Below are 16,154 nucleotides of genomic sequence, written 5' to 3'. Positions count from 1 at the left end.
TATCAGGCGCCGACCAACGTCGGCTGCCCATCACCCTCGGGATGCAACGGCAACAACGGCGAATGCGGATCGCTGTTGATCGAACTGCGCCAGGCGTCGATCCAGGCTGCATGTTCGCCAGCCCAGACCCGCTCGTGCAGACGCGACAGCGCGACCGGGTCGCTCAACAGCGCCAGGCGCGTATTGCCATCCAGCGCGGCCGGGCCGACTTCCAGCGCCTTGGCGATGCGCTCTTCACGCAGTGCCTCGATCGCCGCCGACTGGCCATGCCGGGCAGTGCCCATGGCGCAGGCCAGCGCATTCTGCCGCGGGTCGACCACAGCCCGCACGAAGCCGTCGTTCAATGCATGCCAACGGTTCTCGTGGGTGTACTGGTCAGTGGCGAGCAGCTCGGTTGGCGTGGCGTATTCCTCAGGAATCAGGAACAGCTTCTCGTCCTTGGCGCGCAGACCGAGGCCCACGCGGCTGGAAATCACCGATACCGGAATCGACAGCATCAGCGAACCAACAATCGGCACCAGCCACCACAGGAAGCTTGGGTTGAGCCAGGCTACCAGCACCGTCCAGGCCACACCGAGCAGGGTCTGCGGACCATGCCGACGCACCGCTTCGCTCCACGGCGTGGAGTCGTCATCACGCTGCGGCGAGTTCCAGGTCGCTGCCCAGCCGAGGAACGCGGCAAGCACGAAGCGGGTGTGGAAGATCATCCGTACCGGCGCCAGCAGCATCGAGAACAGCATCTCGATCAGCATCGACACGGTCACCTTGAAGCGCCCACCGAATTCGGTAGCGCCCTTGGCCCAGATCAGGATGATGCTCAAAAGCTTGGGCAGGAACAGCAACACCACCGTGGTGGAGAACAGCGCAATGGCCTTCTCCGGGTGCCATTGCGGCCACAGCGGGTACAGCTGGAACGGCTCAACGAAGTATTGCGGCTCCATCAAGGTGTTGGTCGCCAGCAACGCCGTCGACAGCACCAGGAAGAAGAACCACAACGGCGCGGACAGGTACGACATCACCCCGGTCAGGAACACCGCGCGGTGCACCGGGTGCATGCCTTTTACCAGGAACAGGCGGAAGTTCATCAGGTTGCCGTGGCACCAGCGACGGTCACGCTTGAGCTCGTCGAGCAGGTTGGGTGGCAATTCTTCGTAGCTGCCGTCCAGGTCATAGGCAATCCACACACCCCAGCCGGCACGGCGCATCAGCGCTGCTTCGACGAAGTCGTGGGAGAGGATCGCGCCGGCAAAGGCACCTTTACCCGGCAACGGCGCCAGCGCGCAGTGCTCGATAAAGGGCTTCATGCGGATGATCGCGTTGTGCCCCCAGTAGTGCGATTCGCCCAGCTGCCAGAAGTGCAGGCCAGCGGTGAACAGCGGGCCGTACACGCGGGTAGCGAACTGCTGCAGACGCGCATACAGGGTGTCCATGCCCGACGCCTTGGGCGCGGTCTGGATGATACCGGCGTCCGGGTTGGCCTCCATCAGGCGCACCAGGCTGCTCAGGCATTCACCGCTCATGACGCTGTCCGCGTCAAGCACGACCATGTACTTGTACTCGCTGCCCCAGCGACGGCAGAAGTCGTCGAGGTTGCCACTCTTGCGTTTGACGCGGCGGCGGCGGCGGCGATAGAAGATCCGGCCAAAGCCTTTGGCCTCGCGGCACACTTCAAGCCAGGCCTGTTGCTCGGCCACGGCGATATCCGGATCGTTGGAGTCGCTGAGTACAAAGAAGTCGAAGCGGTCGAGGTTGCCCGAGGCGGCGACCGACTCGAAGGTCGCGCGCAGGCCGGCGAACACCCGCGGCACGTCTTCGTTGCAGATCGGCATGACCAGCGCAGTACGCGCCTGGGCATCGATCGGCTCGTTGCCGGCACTGCTGCCGGAAATCTTGTACTTGTCGCGCCCGGTGAGCAACTCCAGGAAGCCCATCAAGGCGGTCCAGAAGCCGGCCGAAACCCAACAGAAGAGAATGCCGAAGAGGATCAGGATCGAGGTCTGCAAGGCATACGGCCAGACCTGCACCACGGTGTCCCACAGCGGTTGGCTGAACACTTCGTCAAGGTCGACGAACGACCAGCCCTGGTACGGCAGGATGCCCTTCATGTACCAGCCAGCAACAATCGTCTGGCCGAGCATCAAGGTCAGCAGGATGTAACGGCGCATCGAGCCGACCCAGCGCCAGCGTGCCGCCGGCAGCTCGCGCTGGGGTGGTTGCGGGGCGTTGGGGCGGCCGGTCATGCGCCGCCACATGCGCACCAGCACATTGGTCCGCCATGGCTCTGGCAACACCCGGGTGCGAGTAATCGGCGGAGCGATCTTCAGGCTCAGGTTGCCATTGCTGTCAACGCCGAGCATCTCGGCCTCTTCCATTTCGCCGGCACTGCCGACGGTCAGGCGGGCAGCCACCGACGCCTCGGCAGAGCCGGCGGCCGGATCGGCCGCCAGACGCTGGTGCAGCTCGCTGAATGAGTTGCAGTCGGCCAGTTGCGCGCGCTGCTCGTCACTCAGGGGCAGGTGGGCCAGATACTCGGCAACCGAGACTGGCCGTAGGTTCGAATTACTCATCGGCAGGCAACTGATAGGTCCAGGTCTCGGTCAACACTTTTTCGGTGGTGGCCGGGGCCGCAGGGGTGGCTGCCGCGTCTGCAGCAGGTTGCTCGGCAGGCTTTTCAGCCTTGGCATGCTTGGCCGCAGCCTTGGCATGCTTGCTGTCCTTGGCCGGTTTTGGCGCTTCTACCGGGACGTCCTGCAGCAGCGCTGCACGCATCTCGGTGGACTTCTTCGGATCCTGGATCTTCAACCGCAGGGTCAGGCGCCAGCCTTTGGTTTCCGGGTTGTAGCGCAGGTTGTTCTCGACCACCTCGGCATTGTCGCCAACGCTGATCTGGCTGCGCACGGTGCTGTCTTCAGGCAGAGCGGCAAGCACGGGACCTGCGAAATCGACCAGGAAGGCTACGCTGCCATCCGGCTGACGGATCAGGTTGGACTGCTTGACGTCACCGGTGGAACGCAGGGTCTGCTTGACCCAACCCAGATCAGGGGCCTGGAACTTGGCCTCGTCGATGGTCCAGTGCAGGCGATAGTTGTAATCCGCTGACTGGCCTGGCTCAGGCAGGGTTTCCGGGCTCCAGAAGGCAACGATGTTGTCGTTGGTTTCATCTGCGGTCGGAATCTCGACCAGATCGACAGTGCCCTTGCCCCAGTCGCCTTGCGGCTCGATCCAGGCGCTTGGACGCTTCTGGTAGTTGTCGTCGAGGTCTTCATAGTCGCTGAAGGCGCGGTGGCGCTGCATCAGGCCGAAACCACGCGGGTTTTCCACGCTGAAGTTGCTCACGGCCAGGTGGCGCGGGTTGTTCAGCGGACGCCACAGCCATTCACCATTGGCTGCATGGATCGCCAGGCCTTCGGAGTCGTGCAGGGCTGGGCGGTAGTTGAGCACTTTGGACGGCTGGTTAGGGCCGAACAGATACATGCTGGTCAGCGGTGCAACGCCCAGACGGCTGACGTGGTCACGCAGGTAGATGCGCGATTTGACGTCGACGATGGTGTCGTTGCCCGGGCGTACGGTCAGCTTGTAGGCACCGGTGGAGCGCGGCGAATCAAGCAGGGCGTAGATCACCAGGTGCTTGTCGGCAGGCTTGGGCTTCTCGACCCAGAATTCGGTAAAACGCGGGAATTCCTCACCCGACGGCAGCGCGGTGTCGATGGCCAGGCCACGTGCAGAAAGGCCGTAGGCGTGGCCCTTACCGACTACGCGGAAGTAGCTGGCGCCAAGCAAGGTCATGATTTCGTCTTGCTTGTCAGCCTTGTTGATCGGGTAGAGCACGCGGAAACCGGCATAGCCGAGGTTTTCCACGGTCTTGGCGTCGTGCGGCACGTCGCCGAAATCGAAACGACTGGCGTCGTACTTAATCTCTTCAACCTTGGAGGCAGTGACTTCGTTGATTTTCACCGGCGTGTCGAAGTGCATGCCCTGGTGATAGAACGACAGCTTGAACGGGGTCTTGTCCTGAGCCCACTCGGCTTTATCCTGGAGGAAGCGGATCTTCTGGTAGTCGGCGTACTTCATGTCACGGAACACCGCCGGCAGATTGCTCTTCGGTGCTTCGTACTTCTGACCGGCCAGATCCTTCGCCTTGGCGGCGACATCGTCAAGGTTGAATGCCCACAGCTGACCCGCGCTCAGCAGGCCGACCAAGGCCACGCCAGCCGCCAGGGCGGTACGCAACCGATTGCCGGGGATCTTTGGTGCATTACGGGGACTTACAATCACGAGCAACCCTCGCCGAAAACAGATCATGAAACCAACGGCCAGCTACAAATGCCGGGTTGGCGAGCACTGTTCGGACCCCGTAAGGGCTCAATGATTCCCCAAACGGCTCCAGACAGTCCTCAAGTCTTGGTACAACGAACCTGCGAACGCAGGTCCCTACAGCCGCGCGATTATCTAGCAGGCCGCGTGACAACGCATCAGGCGGCAACAACTATTTATCGTCAAAACCCTCTTGTTTTGTACAAACAAGCGGTTATTTCGCCTCAGATTTGTAACATAAATGTTACGGGGCCATCATTGACCAGATGGACCTGCATATCGGCGCCAAAACGGCCACTGGCTACATCGTCGTGTGACGCCCGCGCCTGCCCCATCAGATACTCGAACAATTCAGCGCCAAGTGCAGGTGGCGCGGCGGTCGAGAAGCCCGGGCGCATGCCACTACGGGTATCGGCCGCCAGGGTGAACTGCGACACCAGCAGCAAGCCGCCGCCAATGTCCTTGAGCGACAGGTTCATCTTGCCATCGGCATCACTGAACACCCGGTAGTTAAGCAGCTTGTGCAACAGTTTGTCGGCATGCTCGCGCGTATCTGCAGGCTCGACCGCCACCAATACCAGCAAGCCCTGCTCGACCGCACCGACCACTTCGCCGGCAACTTCGACGCGGGCGTTCTGCACGCGCTGCAGCAGGGCCTTCACGCTTCTTCCAACGGCAGGTCCAGCAAGCGCCGGGCCATCTGGTCGGCGGCGCGCACCAGCGCGTCGGTGATACCCGGTTCGGACGCGGCGTGGCCGGCGTCGCGGATCACTTTCAGCTCGCTGTTGGGCCAGGCCTGGTGCAGCTCCCAGGCGTTGTCCAGCGGGCAAATCACATCATAGCGGCCATGCACGATAACCGCCGGCAGGTGGGCGATGCGGGGCATGTCGCGGATCAGCTGATCGGGTTCGAGGAAGGCATCGTTGGTGAAATAGTGGCATTCGATACGGGCAATCGACAGTGCACGCTGCGGCTCGGAGAAGCGATCGACCACCAGCGGATTGGGCCGCAGGGTGGCGGTGCGGCCTTCCCAGGTCGACCAGGCCTTGGCGGCGTGCATCTGCGCGATCTGATCGTTGCCGGTCAGGCGCTTGTGGAAGGCCGTGACCAGATCGCCACGCTCGTCGTGCGGGATCGGTGCAATGTAGTCCTGCCAGTAGTCAGGAAACAGCCGGCTGGCGCCTTCCTGGTAGAACCAGCGGATCTCTTGGGCGCGGGCGAGAAAGATGCCGCGCAGGATCAGCCCGTGCACGCGCTCGGGGTGCTTCTGTGCGTAGGCCAGGGCCAGGGTCGAGCCCCATGAGCCGCCGAACAGCACCCATTTGTCGATGCCCAGGTGCTCGCGAATACGCTCCATGTCCTCGACCAGGTCCCAGGTGGTGTTGTTTTCCAGGCTGGCGTGCGGGGTGGAGCGGCCACAGCCGCGCTGATCGAAGGTAATGATGCGGTACAGGTTCGGGTCGAAATAGCAGCGGCTCTGCGCGTCGCAGCCGGCACCCGGACCACCGTGGATGAACACCACCGGCAGACCTTCTGGCGAACCGCTCTCGTCGACATACAGCACATGCGGCGCTTGCACGGCCAGATCGTGACGGGCGTAAGGTTTGATCTGCGGGTACAGGGTCTGCATTGCGCACTCCATGAAGGGCTATTCTTCGGCTGCCGCCATCATAAACCCGAATCATGTCAGGGCGCATCGGCAACACACGCTAACAGTCTGCGCCACCTGCGCAGTGCTGCCGCCTTCAGGGTAGCGACCCACTCTTTCAACAGCCGGAAACACCCTAAGAAAATCCTACATGTCGCCCTGCTGATGGCCGATGCGGCCCAGCAAGCCGCCGTAGCGCAGGGCTACAACATCGTCATCAGCGTGCACGACCAGCACGGCAATCTGAAATACCTGCGGCGCGACGCCGCCGCTGGAGTGCAGGCTTACCAGGCGTCCGCGCCCGAGTGAAACCTGCGCCTGCCTGGTCTCGAGCAACTGCACAGCCCTGCGCCGTGCGCGTTTAGCGCGCGTACCGCGCCTGCCCCCAGGCAAGCATCACTTCGAGCAACTGGCGCAGCACTGCCTGAGTTGGCTGGGCCAGGTCTTCACGATAGGCGAACGGCTCGGTTTCGTTCATGTAGGTGCACTGCGCCAGCTCCAGCTGCACTGCGTGCACATGCTCGGCCGGGGCACCGTAGTGACGAGTGATGTGCCCGCCCTTGAAGCGTCCATTGAGCACATGACTGTAGCCCGCTGCCTGGGCGCAGGTGCGCTGCAGTTGCTCGGCCAGTGCCGCGTCGCAACTGGCGCCATTGAAGGTACCGAAGTTGAAGTCCGGCAGCTTGCCGTCGAACAGGTGCGGGATGTGCGAGCGGATCGAATGTGCATCCCACAGCAGTGCATAGCCGAACTCTTCACGCAGACGCGCCAGTTCCCCGCGCAGGGTGTCGTGGTAGGGGCGCCAGATCTGCTCGAGATACTCCGCCCGCTGCGCCGCAGACGGCGCAAGGCCGGCAACGAACAGCGGCTCGCCGTCGAACAGGGTGGCCGGAAACAGCCCGGTGGTGGCCCCGGCATACAACGGCTGGTCATCTTCTGGCCGATTGAGGTCGATGACGAACCGCGAGTACTCCGCGGCGACCACGCTGGCACCCAGTTCACGGGCGAAGTCATACAGCCGTGGGATATGCCAGTCGGTATCGGGCAAGCTGCGCGCCTGTTCGACCAGGCCGTCGCGCACGGCGGCGGTCAAACCGAGGCCGGCGTGGGGCATGCTGATCAGCAGCGGCAGGCGGCCTTGGTGAAAGCTCAATACGTTGTCCATGAGGCCTCGCTCAAAAAGTTGATTGCACACCGCCGCGCACTACCCGCTTGGGCAAGTCGCCGCCCAGCCAGTACGCGAGGTCGGCCGGGCGTTCAATCTGCCAGGCGACAAAGTCGGCGACCTTGCCGGCTTCCAGCGTGCCGTGAGTGCTGCCCAGGCCCAGTGCCGTGGCGGCATGCGTAGTAACCCCGGCCAGCGCCTCTTCAGGGGTCATGCGGAACAGCGTGCAGCCCATGTTGAGCATCAGCCGCAGCGACAGGCCAGGCGAGGTGCCGGGGTTGAGGTCGCTGGCCAGAGCGATCTTCACCCCGTGCCGACGCAGCGCGTCCATCGGTGGCAGCTGGGTTTCGCGCAGGAAGTAGAACGCGCCCGGCAGCAGCACCGCGACGGTGCCCGCCGCGGCCATGGCAATGGCGTCGTCTTCGGTCATGAACTCCAGGTGATCGGCCGACAGCGCGTGATAACGGGCAGCCAGGCTGGAGCCGTGCAGCGATGACAACTGCTCGGCATGCAGCTTGACCGGCAAGCCCAGTTCGCGGGCCTTGATGAACACCCGCTCGACCTGCGCCGGCGAGAACGCCAGGTGTTCACAGAAGGCATCGACCGCATCGACCAGGCCTTCGCCGGCCAACGCTGGCAGCAGCTCATCGCAGATGTGCTGGATGTAGTCATCGGCGCGCCCGGCATATTCCGGCGGCAAGGCGTGAGCGGCCAGGCAGGTGCTGCGCACGGTCAGCGGTAGCGCTTCGCCCAGACGCCGGGCCACGCGCAACATCTTGCGCTCGTTGGCCAGGTCCAGGCCGTAGCCTGACTTGATCTCAAGGGTGGTCACCCCATCGCGCATCAACGCCTCGACCCGCTGCCGAGCGCTGGCCAGCAACTGCTCTTCGCTGGCCGCGCGGGTGGCACGCACGGTGCTGGCAATGCCGCCGCCCTGGGCGGCAATCTCGGCATAGCTGACACCCTGCAAACGCTGCTCGAACTCGCCACTGCGGTTACCGCCAAACACCGCATGGGTGTGGCAGTCGATCAGCCCCGGGGTGACCCAGGCACCGCCCAGATCGACCGTCTCCAGGTCGGCCTGTGGCGCCAGCTCGGCGCGTGGGCCGATCCATTCGATCAGACCGGCGCGGGTGATGATCGCCGCATCCTCGATGATCGAATAGCTGCCGCCGACCATGCTTGCCACATGGCAGTGCTGCCATAACGTTGCCATACACTTCCTCCGTTACTAGCGGTGCAGCTCGGCCTGCTGCTCGGCCAACTGACCCTGACCTGCACGCGGCTTGCACCAGAGCAGGTAGGACGCGACCAGAAACACCACCCACACCACCCCGACCAGCAACGCAGCCTGAGTATCCGGGAAGTAGCCGAGCACACCAAAGATGAACACCATGAAGGCAATCGCCAGGGGCGGCCCATAGGGCCAGAACGGTACCGGGAACTTCAGTTTGGCTGCTTCCTCACGGCTCATGCTGCGGCGCATCGCCACTTGAGTGAGCAGGATCATCATCCAGACCCAGACCGTGGCGAAAGTGGCGATCGAGGCGATCAGCAGGAACACGTTCTCCGGGATCAGATAGTTGAGCACCACGCCGATCAGCAGCGCCGCGCCCATCACCACAACCGTCAGCCACGGCACACCATGCTTGGACAACTGGGCAAAGCCACGCGGGGCATGGCCTTGCTGCGCCAGGCCGTACATCATGCGGCCGGCACCGAAGATGTCGCTGTTGATTGCCGAGACTGCCGCAGAAATCACCACCACGTTGAGCACGGCAGCGGCCGAGCCTATCCCGAGGTTGCTGAAAATCTGCACGAACGGGCTGCCCTGGCTGCCGATCTGCGGCCAGGGGTACAGGCTCATCAAGACAAACAAGGTGAGCACGTAGAACAGCAGGATACGCAGCGGCACGGCATTGATTGCCTTGGGGATGACACGCTGCGGGTCTTTCGCTTCGCCGGCAGTGATACCGATGATTTCGATACCGCCAAAAGCGAACATCACCACGGCAAACGAGGCGATCACCCCGGCAATGCCGTTGGGCATGAAGCCGCCATGCTCGAACAGGTTGCTCACGCCGACCGCCGAGCCACTACCGACCTGGCCCATGCCGAAGGCCATGATGCCAAGCCCGGCGAGGATCATCGCGACAATCGCGCCGACCTTGAGCAGCGACAGCCAGAATTCCATCTCGCCGAACACTTTGACGTTGCACAGGTTGAGCCCGCCGATCAGGAAGACGATGCCCAGCACCCAGATCCAACGCGCCACTTCAGGGAACCAGAAGCCCATGTAGATACCGAAGGCGGTCACGTCGGCGATACAGACAATGATCATCTCGAAGGCGTAGGTCCAGCCCAGCACAAAGCCGGACATCGGCCCCAGGTAGGTACTGGCGTATTGGCCAAAGGAGCCGGCGACCGGGTTGTGCACGGCCATTTCGCCGAGCGCGCGCATGACCATGAACACGGCGGCGCCACCGATCAGGTAGGCCAGCAGTACCGCTGGGCCGGCCATCTGGATGGCTGAGGCAGAGCCATAGAACAGCCCGGTGCCGATCGCCGAGCCGAGCGCCATGAAACGGATGTGGCGGGACGTCAGCCCGCGTTTTAGACCTTGAGATTGTTGCATGCTGCGTCCCTTTTATTTTTATGGACGGATTAGCGCGTTGGGGGCCGCTTTGCGGCCCTTCGCGGGTGAACCCGCTCCCACAGGTTACGGCGGCGCTGCAAATCCTGTGGGAGCGGGTTCACCCGCGAAGGCCTGCGCAGCAGGCCCCCAGCTTTTCACAGGCTTGGCAATACTCCAGCCGGCAACAACCCGGTCAGCGTGCCTTCGGCCAGCAGCGCGCTGGCCATTTCGATATCCGGCGAGAAGAACCGGTCACGCTCGTAGTGGGCAACCTTGGCACGCAGGGCGCGGCGCGCCTGCTCCAGCTTGGCCGAGGTTTTCAGGCCCTTGCGCAGGTCCAGGCCCTGGCAGGCACCGAGCCATTCGATGGCAAGCACGCCACGCGTGTTCTCGGCCATTTCCCACAGGCGCTTGCCTGCTGCCGGCGCCATCGACACGTGGTCTTCCTGGTTGGCCGAGGTCGGCAGGCTGTCGACGCTGTGTGGGTGCGACAGCGCCTTGTTCTCACTGGCCAATGCTGCGGCGGTGACCTGGGCGATCATGAAACCGGAGTTGACCCCACCGTTTTCGACGAGGAACGGCGGCAGCTGGGACATGTGCTTGTCCATCATCAGCGAAATGCGACGCTCGCTCAGCGAACCGATCTCGGCAATCGCCAGGGCCAGGTTGTCAGCGGCCATGGCCACCGGCTCGGCGTGGAAGTTGCCGCCGGAAATCACATCACCTTCGGCGGCGAACACCAGCGGGTTGTCGGAGACAGCGTTGGACTCGATCGCCAGCACTTCCGCGGCCTGACGCAACTGGGTCAGGCAAGCGCCCATCACCTGTGGCTGGCAACGCAGCGAGTACGGGTCCTGGACCTTGCCGCAGTTTTCGTGGGAGCGCGACACTTCGGTCGAGTCACCGAGCAGGTCACGGTAGCAGGCCGCGGCGTCAATCTGGCCGCGCTGGCCGCGCACTTCATGGATGCGCGCATCGAACGGCGAGCGCGAGCCCAGCGCGGCTTCGACGGTCAGGCCGCCGCAGGTGATCGCGGCGGCAAACAGGTCTTCAGCGTGGAACAAGCCGCGCAGGGCATAAGCGGTAGACGCCTGGGTGCCGTTGAGCAAGGCCAGGCCCTCTTTGGCGGCCAGGGTCAGCGGTTCGAGGCCGGCCACAGCCAGTGCTTCGTTAGCTTCCAGCCACTGCCCCTTGTATCGAGCCTTGCCCTCGCCGAGCAGCACCAGTGACATGTGCGCCAGCGGCGCGAGGTCGCCGGAGGCGCCGACCGAGCCTTTCAGCGGAATGTGCGGATAGACTTCGGCGTTGACCAGGCTGATCAGCGCATCGATGACCTTGCGCCGAATGCCGGAGAAACCACGGCTGAGGCTGTTGATCTTGAGCACCATGATCAGCCGTACGAGAGCGTCGTCCAGCGGCGCGCCGATACCGGCGGCGTGCGACAACACCAGTGAACGCTGCAGGTTCTCGAGGTCTTCACGGGCGATGCGGGTCGAGGCCAGCAGACCGAAACCGGTGTTGATGCCGTAGGCGGTGCGGTCTTCGGCGAGAATCTGCTCGACACAAGCGACGCTGGCATCGATCGCCGGGCCCGCGCTGTCGTCCAGGCGCAGCTTGACGGGTGCGGCATGAATGGCGCGCAGCTGGGCCAGGGTCAGGGTACCGGGCTTGAGGGTCAGTTCGGTCACTTCGCTACTCCATTGGCGGGGCCCGCAGGCCCCTTCTTGTTATTCAGTATCGGCGTTGTCGGCGGCGGCTGATCAGCCGTTGATCATCGGCAGATCGAGGCCCTGCTGGTTGGCGCAGTCAACGGCGATCTGGTAGCCCGCATCGGCGTGGCGCATGACGCCGGTGCCCGGGTCGTTGGTCAGTACGCGAGCAATACGCTCGGCAGCTTCATCGCTGCCATCACAGACGATGACCATACCCGAGTGCTGCGAGAAGCCCATGCCAACGCCGCCGCCGTGGTGCAGCGACACCCAGGTCGCGCCGCTCGCGGTGTTGAGCAAGGCGTTGAGCAGCGGCCAGTCGGACACGGCGTCGGAGCCATCCTGCATCGATTCGGTTTCGCGGTTGGGGCTGGACACCGAACCAGAGTCGAGGTGGTCGCGGCCGATCACGATCGGTGCCGACAACTCACCGCTGCGGACCATCTCGTTGAAGGCCAGGCCGAGCTTGGCACGCTGGCCCAGGCCAACCCAGCAGATCCGCGCCGGCAGACCCTGGAAGCTGATGCGCTCACGGGCCATGTCCAGCCAACGGTGCAGATGGGCGTCGTCGGCGATCAGCTCCTTGACCTTGGCGTCGGTCTTGTAGATGTCTTCGGCGTCACCCGACAGTGCCACCCAGCGGAACGGACCTACGCCGCGGCAGAACAGCGGGCGGATATAGGCCGGAACGAAACCGGGGAAGTCGAAGGCATTGCTGACGCCCTCCTCCATGGCCATCTGGCGAATATTGTTGCCGTAGTCGAAGGTCGGCACGCCTTGCTGTTGGAAGTCGAGCATGGCTTTGACGTGCACCGCCATCGACTGCTTGGCGGCCTTGACCACTGCCGCCGGGTCGGTCTGCGCACGGTCGCGGTACTGCTCCCAGCTCCAGCCAGCAGGCAGGTAGCCGTTGAGCGGGTCGTGGGCGCTGGTCTGGTCGGTAACCATGTCCGGGCGCACGCCACGCTTGACCAGCTCAGGCAGGATTTCGGCAGCGTTGCCGAGCAGGGCAATCGAGATCGCCTTGCCTTCCTGGGTGTATTTGGCGATGCGCGCCAGGGCGTCATCGAGGTCGCTGGCCTGTTCGTCGACATAACGGCTGCTCAGGCGGAAGTCGATACGGCTCTGCTGGCACTCGATGTTCAGCGAGCAGGCACCGGCCAGGGTTGCGGCCAGCGGCTGTGCGCCACCCATGCCGCCGAGGCCGGCAGTGAGCACCCACTTGCCTTTGAGGCTGCCGTTGTAATGCTGGCGGCCGGCCTCGACGAAGGTTTCATAGGTGCCCTGGACGATGCCCTGGCTGCCGATGTAGATCCAGCTGCCTGCGGTCATCTGGCCGTACATGGCCAGACCCTTGGCATCCAGTTCGTTGAAGTGTTCCCAGTTGGCCCAGTGCGGCACCAGGTTGGAGTTGGCGATCAGCACACGCGGGGCGTTGCTGTGGGTCTTGAACACGCCCACCGGCTTGCCCGACTGGACCAGCAGGGTCTCGTCGTCTTCCAGGCGGGTCAGGGTCTCGACGATCTTGTCGTAGCTCTCCCAGTTGCGCGCAGCACGGCCGATGCCGCCGTACACCACCAGCTCCTTGGGGTTCTCGGCCACTTGTGGGTCGAGGTTGTTCATCAGCATGCGCAGCGGCGCTTCGGTCAGCCAGCTTTTGGCGGTCAGCTTGTTGCCACGTGGGGCACGGATTTCTACGTCACGGTATTTGTTGTTGTCAGTCACGGGAGAGGTCCTTTGCGGTCATCCGACGGCGGGGTGTCGATGAGTAATATACAAACACACCTTTACTTGTATGTACAAGCATGGACAACCAAATTATTCGGAGCTCGCCGTTAGATAGCCGGGGGCGCTACGCACCCCTTTCCGACCGGTCCGGCGCCCCGGCAATCTCAAACCGTGATCAATTCAATCAGGCAAAACCGCCCCTGCACGTCCAACTCCAGCAACCCGTCGTTGCCCTCCAGGCGCAAACAGTCATACAACCCAAGCCGCTGCAGCTCGCGCTCGGCCATCTGCACTTCAACCTGGCTACCAGCGGCAAACAGCAACAGCGTCGACGCCGAGCTATACAGGCGGCTGGTGCCATCGAACCACTGCAACCGCGCCCGATAGCGCTGCGGCGCGTAGATCAGGTTGAAGTCGCGGATCATCCCGCCCAGCAGCTTGCACTGAACCTGGCTCTCGCCGCCGAAGGCAAACGCATCGAACGCCAGCAACGGCCGGCTGAGCTGGCCGTCGACCACCAGACGCATGCCATCCCCCTGCAGCACACTGATGATCCGCTGGTACCCGGCAAAGCTGGAAAAGCCGCCCGACTCTTCGATATCGGCAATCGACAGGCGCCAGCCAAATCCATCCAGGCCATCGCCAGCATCGCGGGCGATCTCTTCGGTAAACCCGCCGCCGTTCTTCCATGGCATGCGCGGGTAATCCGCCGCGTGTAGCAACTGCATCTGGCTCATTTGCTGAAGCGTCCTTCCAGGCGATGGCGGGAACCGGGGTGAATCAGGCGCGCGGCGGTGACCGGCTGGCGACCCGACCAGGTGCGGCGGCGGATCAGCAGGCATGGCTCGCCGGCATCGATCTGCAGCAGCCGGCACTCGTCCGGCTCGGCCAGAATCGCCTCGACCACGTGCTCGCCTTCAGTCAGTGGCGCCACCTGCGACAGGTAGGCATAGGGTGTCTGCCGGGTAAAGTCCTGCTTGAGGTAGTCCGGGGCAATCGCGGCGTTGACGTAGCGATCCTCGATCTGCACCGGCACGCCGTTTTCGTAGTGCACGATCAACGAGTGGAATACTCGCTGGCCTTCGCGCATATCCAGCGCCAGGGCGCGCTCGGAACCTGCGGCCTCTTCGCCGAGTACGATCACCTGGCAACTATGCTGATGGCCACGGCCGGCGATCTCGTCGGCAATGTTGTTGACCTCGAACAGCGCGGAACGGCTCTTGGGCTCGGCGACGAACGTGCCGACCCCCTGCATGCGCACCAGCAACCCGTCAGCAGTCAGCTCGCGCAGGGCGCGGTTGATGGTCATACGGCTGAAACCCAGCTGGTTGACCAGCTCGCTCTCGGACGGCACCCGGTGATGCGGCGGCCAGCTGCCGTTTTCGATCTGCTGGACGATCATCTGTTTGACCCGGGCATACAGCGGCGCCGGCCCTTCGCCCATCTGGGCAACCAGCGCGGAGACAGGAGGTGTCGGCACGGCTTTGATCCTTGTGCGGTTTGAGTGAGCAGTAGCTTGCCGCAGTTTACCGGGCAGGCAAACGCCTGTATATGTATATACAAGCTTACAAGAACAGGAAGATGCTTACATGTCCGTGTACTTTGCCGAGCGCGCCCTGCTCCCCAGCGGTTGGGCGCGCAACGTCCGTCTAGAGGTCGACGCCCAAGGCCAGCTTGCCAGCCTGCAGGTCGATGCCTCGGCAGACGGCGCCGAGCGCCTGGCCGGGCCGCTGCTGCCGGGCATGCCCAACCTTCATTCGCACGCCTTCCAGCGCGCCATGGCGGGCCTGGCAGAAGTGGCCGGCAACCCCAACGACAGCTTCTGGACCTGGCGCGAGCTGATGTACCGCATGGTTGGCCAGATCAGCCCGGAACAACTGCAGGTCATCGCCCGCCAGCTGTACATCGAGATGCTCAAGGCCGGCTATACCTCGGTCGCCGAGTTCCATTACGTGCACCACGATCGCGATGGCCAGCGCTATGCCGATCCGGCCGAGCTGTCACGGCGCATCAGTGCCGCCGCCAGCGCCGCCGGGATTGGCCTGACGTTGTTGCCGGTGCTGTACAGCCACGCAGGATTCGGCGGCCAGTCCGCCAGCGAGGGCCAACGCCGCTTTATCAATAGCAGCGAGCAATACCTGCGCCTGCACGAACAGCTCAAGCCAGTGCTGGCGGCACAACCGGCGCAGCGCCTGGGCTTGTGCTTCCACTCGCTGCGCGCGGTCACTCCCGAGCAGATTGCCACGGTGCTGGCCAGCGGCGAGCAGGACTGCCCGGTACACATTCACATCGCTGAGCAGCAAAAGGAAGTCGACGACTGCCTGGCCTGGAGCGGGCGTCGTCCGCTGCAATGGCTATATGAAAACGTCGAGGTCGACCGCCGCTGGTGTCTGGTACATGCCACCCACGCAGCGCCGGACGAGGTCGCAGCGATGGCCGAAAGCGGCGCGGTAGCTGGTTTGTGCCTGACCACCGAGGCCAACCTGGGCGACGGCATCTTCCCCGCGGTCGACTACCTGGCTCGGGGCGGGCGCATGGGGATTGGATCGGACAGCCACGTGTCACTCAGCGTGGTCGAGGAACTGCGCTGGCTCGAATACGGCCAGCGACTGCGTGATCAGCGCCGCAATCGGCTCTATCGCAGCGACCAGCCAATGGTTGGCCGCACCCTTTATGACGCAGCGCTCAGCGGTGGCGCGCAAGCCCTGGGGCAGCCGATCGGCGAGTTGACGGTGGGCAAGCGCGCGGACTGGCTGGTGCTCGACGGTGAGGACCCGTACATCGCTACTGCCGAAGGCGACGCCATTCTCAACCGCTGGCTGTTTGCCGGCGGCGACCGCCAGATCCGCGACGTGATGGTCAACGGCGCGTGGGTGGTGCGCCAGGGCCGCCATGCTCAGGAAGCCGAGAGCAACCGAGCGTTTGCCGAGGTGCTCGGCCAGTTGCTTGGCTGAG

Annotated in this window: 13 protein-coding genes; 1 reads left to right on the top strand and 12 read right to left on the bottom strand. The window is 63.8% G+C overall.

The features are described 5' to 3' along the window. Positions 1 to 2 precede the first annotated feature (2 nt). The 12 genes from mdoH to hutC form a co-directional block, all read right to left on the bottom strand. Complete coding sequence (gene mdoH, locus CXQ80_RS01175) at positions 3 to 2,567, bottom strand: glucans biosynthesis glucosyltransferase MdoH (RefSeq protein WP_101315667.1); 2,565 nt, start codon at positions 2,565 to 2,567, stop codon at positions 3 to 5. Beyond that, positions 2,560 to 4,275, bottom strand: coding sequence for a glucan biosynthesis protein G (locus CXQ80_RS01170; RefSeq protein WP_256585655.1), 1,716 nt, complete (start codon positions 4,273 to 4,275; stop codon positions 2,560 to 2,562). The genes mdoH and CXQ80_RS01170 overlap by 8 nt, the downstream gene beginning before the upstream one ends. A gap of 263 nt (positions 4,276 to 4,538) precedes the next feature. Beyond that, complete coding sequence (dtd, locus tag CXQ80_RS01165) at positions 4,539 to 4,976, bottom strand: D-aminoacyl-tRNA deacylase (RefSeq protein WP_101315663.1); 438 nt, start codon at positions 4,974 to 4,976, stop codon at positions 4,539 to 4,541. Next, entirely contained in the window at positions 4,973 to 5,944 is a 972-nt protein-coding gene (pip, locus tag CXQ80_RS01160; protein WP_101315661.1) for a prolyl aminopeptidase, read from the bottom strand. The genes dtd and pip overlap by 4 nt, the downstream gene beginning before the upstream one ends. Before the next feature lie 165 nt (positions 5,945 to 6,109). Continuing rightward, a complete protein-coding gene (locus CXQ80_RS01155) occupies positions 6,110 to 6,298 on the bottom strand; it encodes a hypothetical protein (protein ID WP_157831726.1) in 189 nt (62 codons plus the stop codon). Positions 6,299 to 6,323: 25 nt separating this feature from the next. After that, complete coding sequence (gene hutG, locus CXQ80_RS01150) at positions 6,324 to 7,127, bottom strand: N-formylglutamate deformylase (RefSeq protein WP_101315656.1); 804 nt, start codon at positions 7,125 to 7,127, stop codon at positions 6,324 to 6,326. Positions 7,128 to 7,137: 10 nt separating this feature from the next. Further along, positions 7,138 to 8,343, bottom strand: coding sequence for an imidazolonepropionase (hutI, locus tag CXQ80_RS01145; RefSeq protein WP_101315654.1), 1,206 nt, complete (start codon positions 8,341 to 8,343; stop codon positions 7,138 to 7,140). Positions 8,344 to 8,358: 15 nt separating this feature from the next. Beyond that, complete coding sequence (locus CXQ80_RS01140) at positions 8,359 to 9,762, bottom strand: amino acid permease (RefSeq protein ID WP_101315652.1); 1,404 nt, start codon at positions 9,760 to 9,762, stop codon at positions 8,359 to 8,361. Positions 9,763 to 9,917: 155 nt separating this feature from the next. Further along, positions 9,918 to 11,450 carry a histidine ammonia-lyase gene (gene hutH, locus CXQ80_RS01135; protein ID WP_101315650.1) on the bottom strand — a complete coding sequence of 511 codons (1,533 nt, stop codon included), beginning with the start codon at positions 11,448 to 11,450 and terminating at the stop codon, positions 9,918 to 9,920. Positions 11,451 to 11,522: 72 nt separating this feature from the next. Further along, positions 11,523 to 13,196 carry a urocanate hydratase gene (gene hutU, locus CXQ80_RS01130; protein ID WP_101315648.1) on the bottom strand — a complete coding sequence of 558 codons (1,674 nt, stop codon included), beginning with the start codon at positions 13,194 to 13,196 and terminating at the stop codon, positions 11,523 to 11,525. A 167-nt stretch (positions 13,197 to 13,363) separates the two neighbouring features. Next, a complete protein-coding gene (locus CXQ80_RS01125) occupies positions 13,364 to 13,936 on the bottom strand; it encodes a HutD family protein (protein WP_101315646.1) in 573 nt (190 codons plus the stop codon). Further along, a complete protein-coding gene (gene hutC / locus CXQ80_RS01120; RefSeq protein ID WP_178080811.1) occupies positions 13,933 to 14,643 on the bottom strand; it encodes a histidine utilization repressor in 711 nt (236 codons plus the stop codon). The genes CXQ80_RS01125 and hutC overlap by 4 nt, the downstream gene beginning before the upstream one ends. A 145-nt stretch (positions 14,644 to 14,788) precedes the next feature. On the opposite strand from hutC, the gene CXQ80_RS01115 reads away from it, so the two are divergent. After that, positions 14,789 to 16,153, top strand: coding sequence for a formimidoylglutamate deiminase (locus CXQ80_RS01115; RefSeq protein WP_101315642.1), 1,365 nt, complete (start codon positions 14,789 to 14,791; stop codon positions 16,151 to 16,153). Position 16,154: the final 1 nt, after the last annotated feature.

The organism is Pseudomonas sp. 02C 26 (genome assembly GCF_002843585.1).
In the GTDB taxonomy this organism is placed as follows: domain Bacteria; phylum Pseudomonadota; class Gammaproteobacteria; order Pseudomonadales; family Pseudomonadaceae; genus Aquipseudomonas; species Aquipseudomonas shirazensis.
Note: the sequence above shows the minus strand (reverse complement) of the source record. Positions and strands in the feature narration are given on the sequence as shown.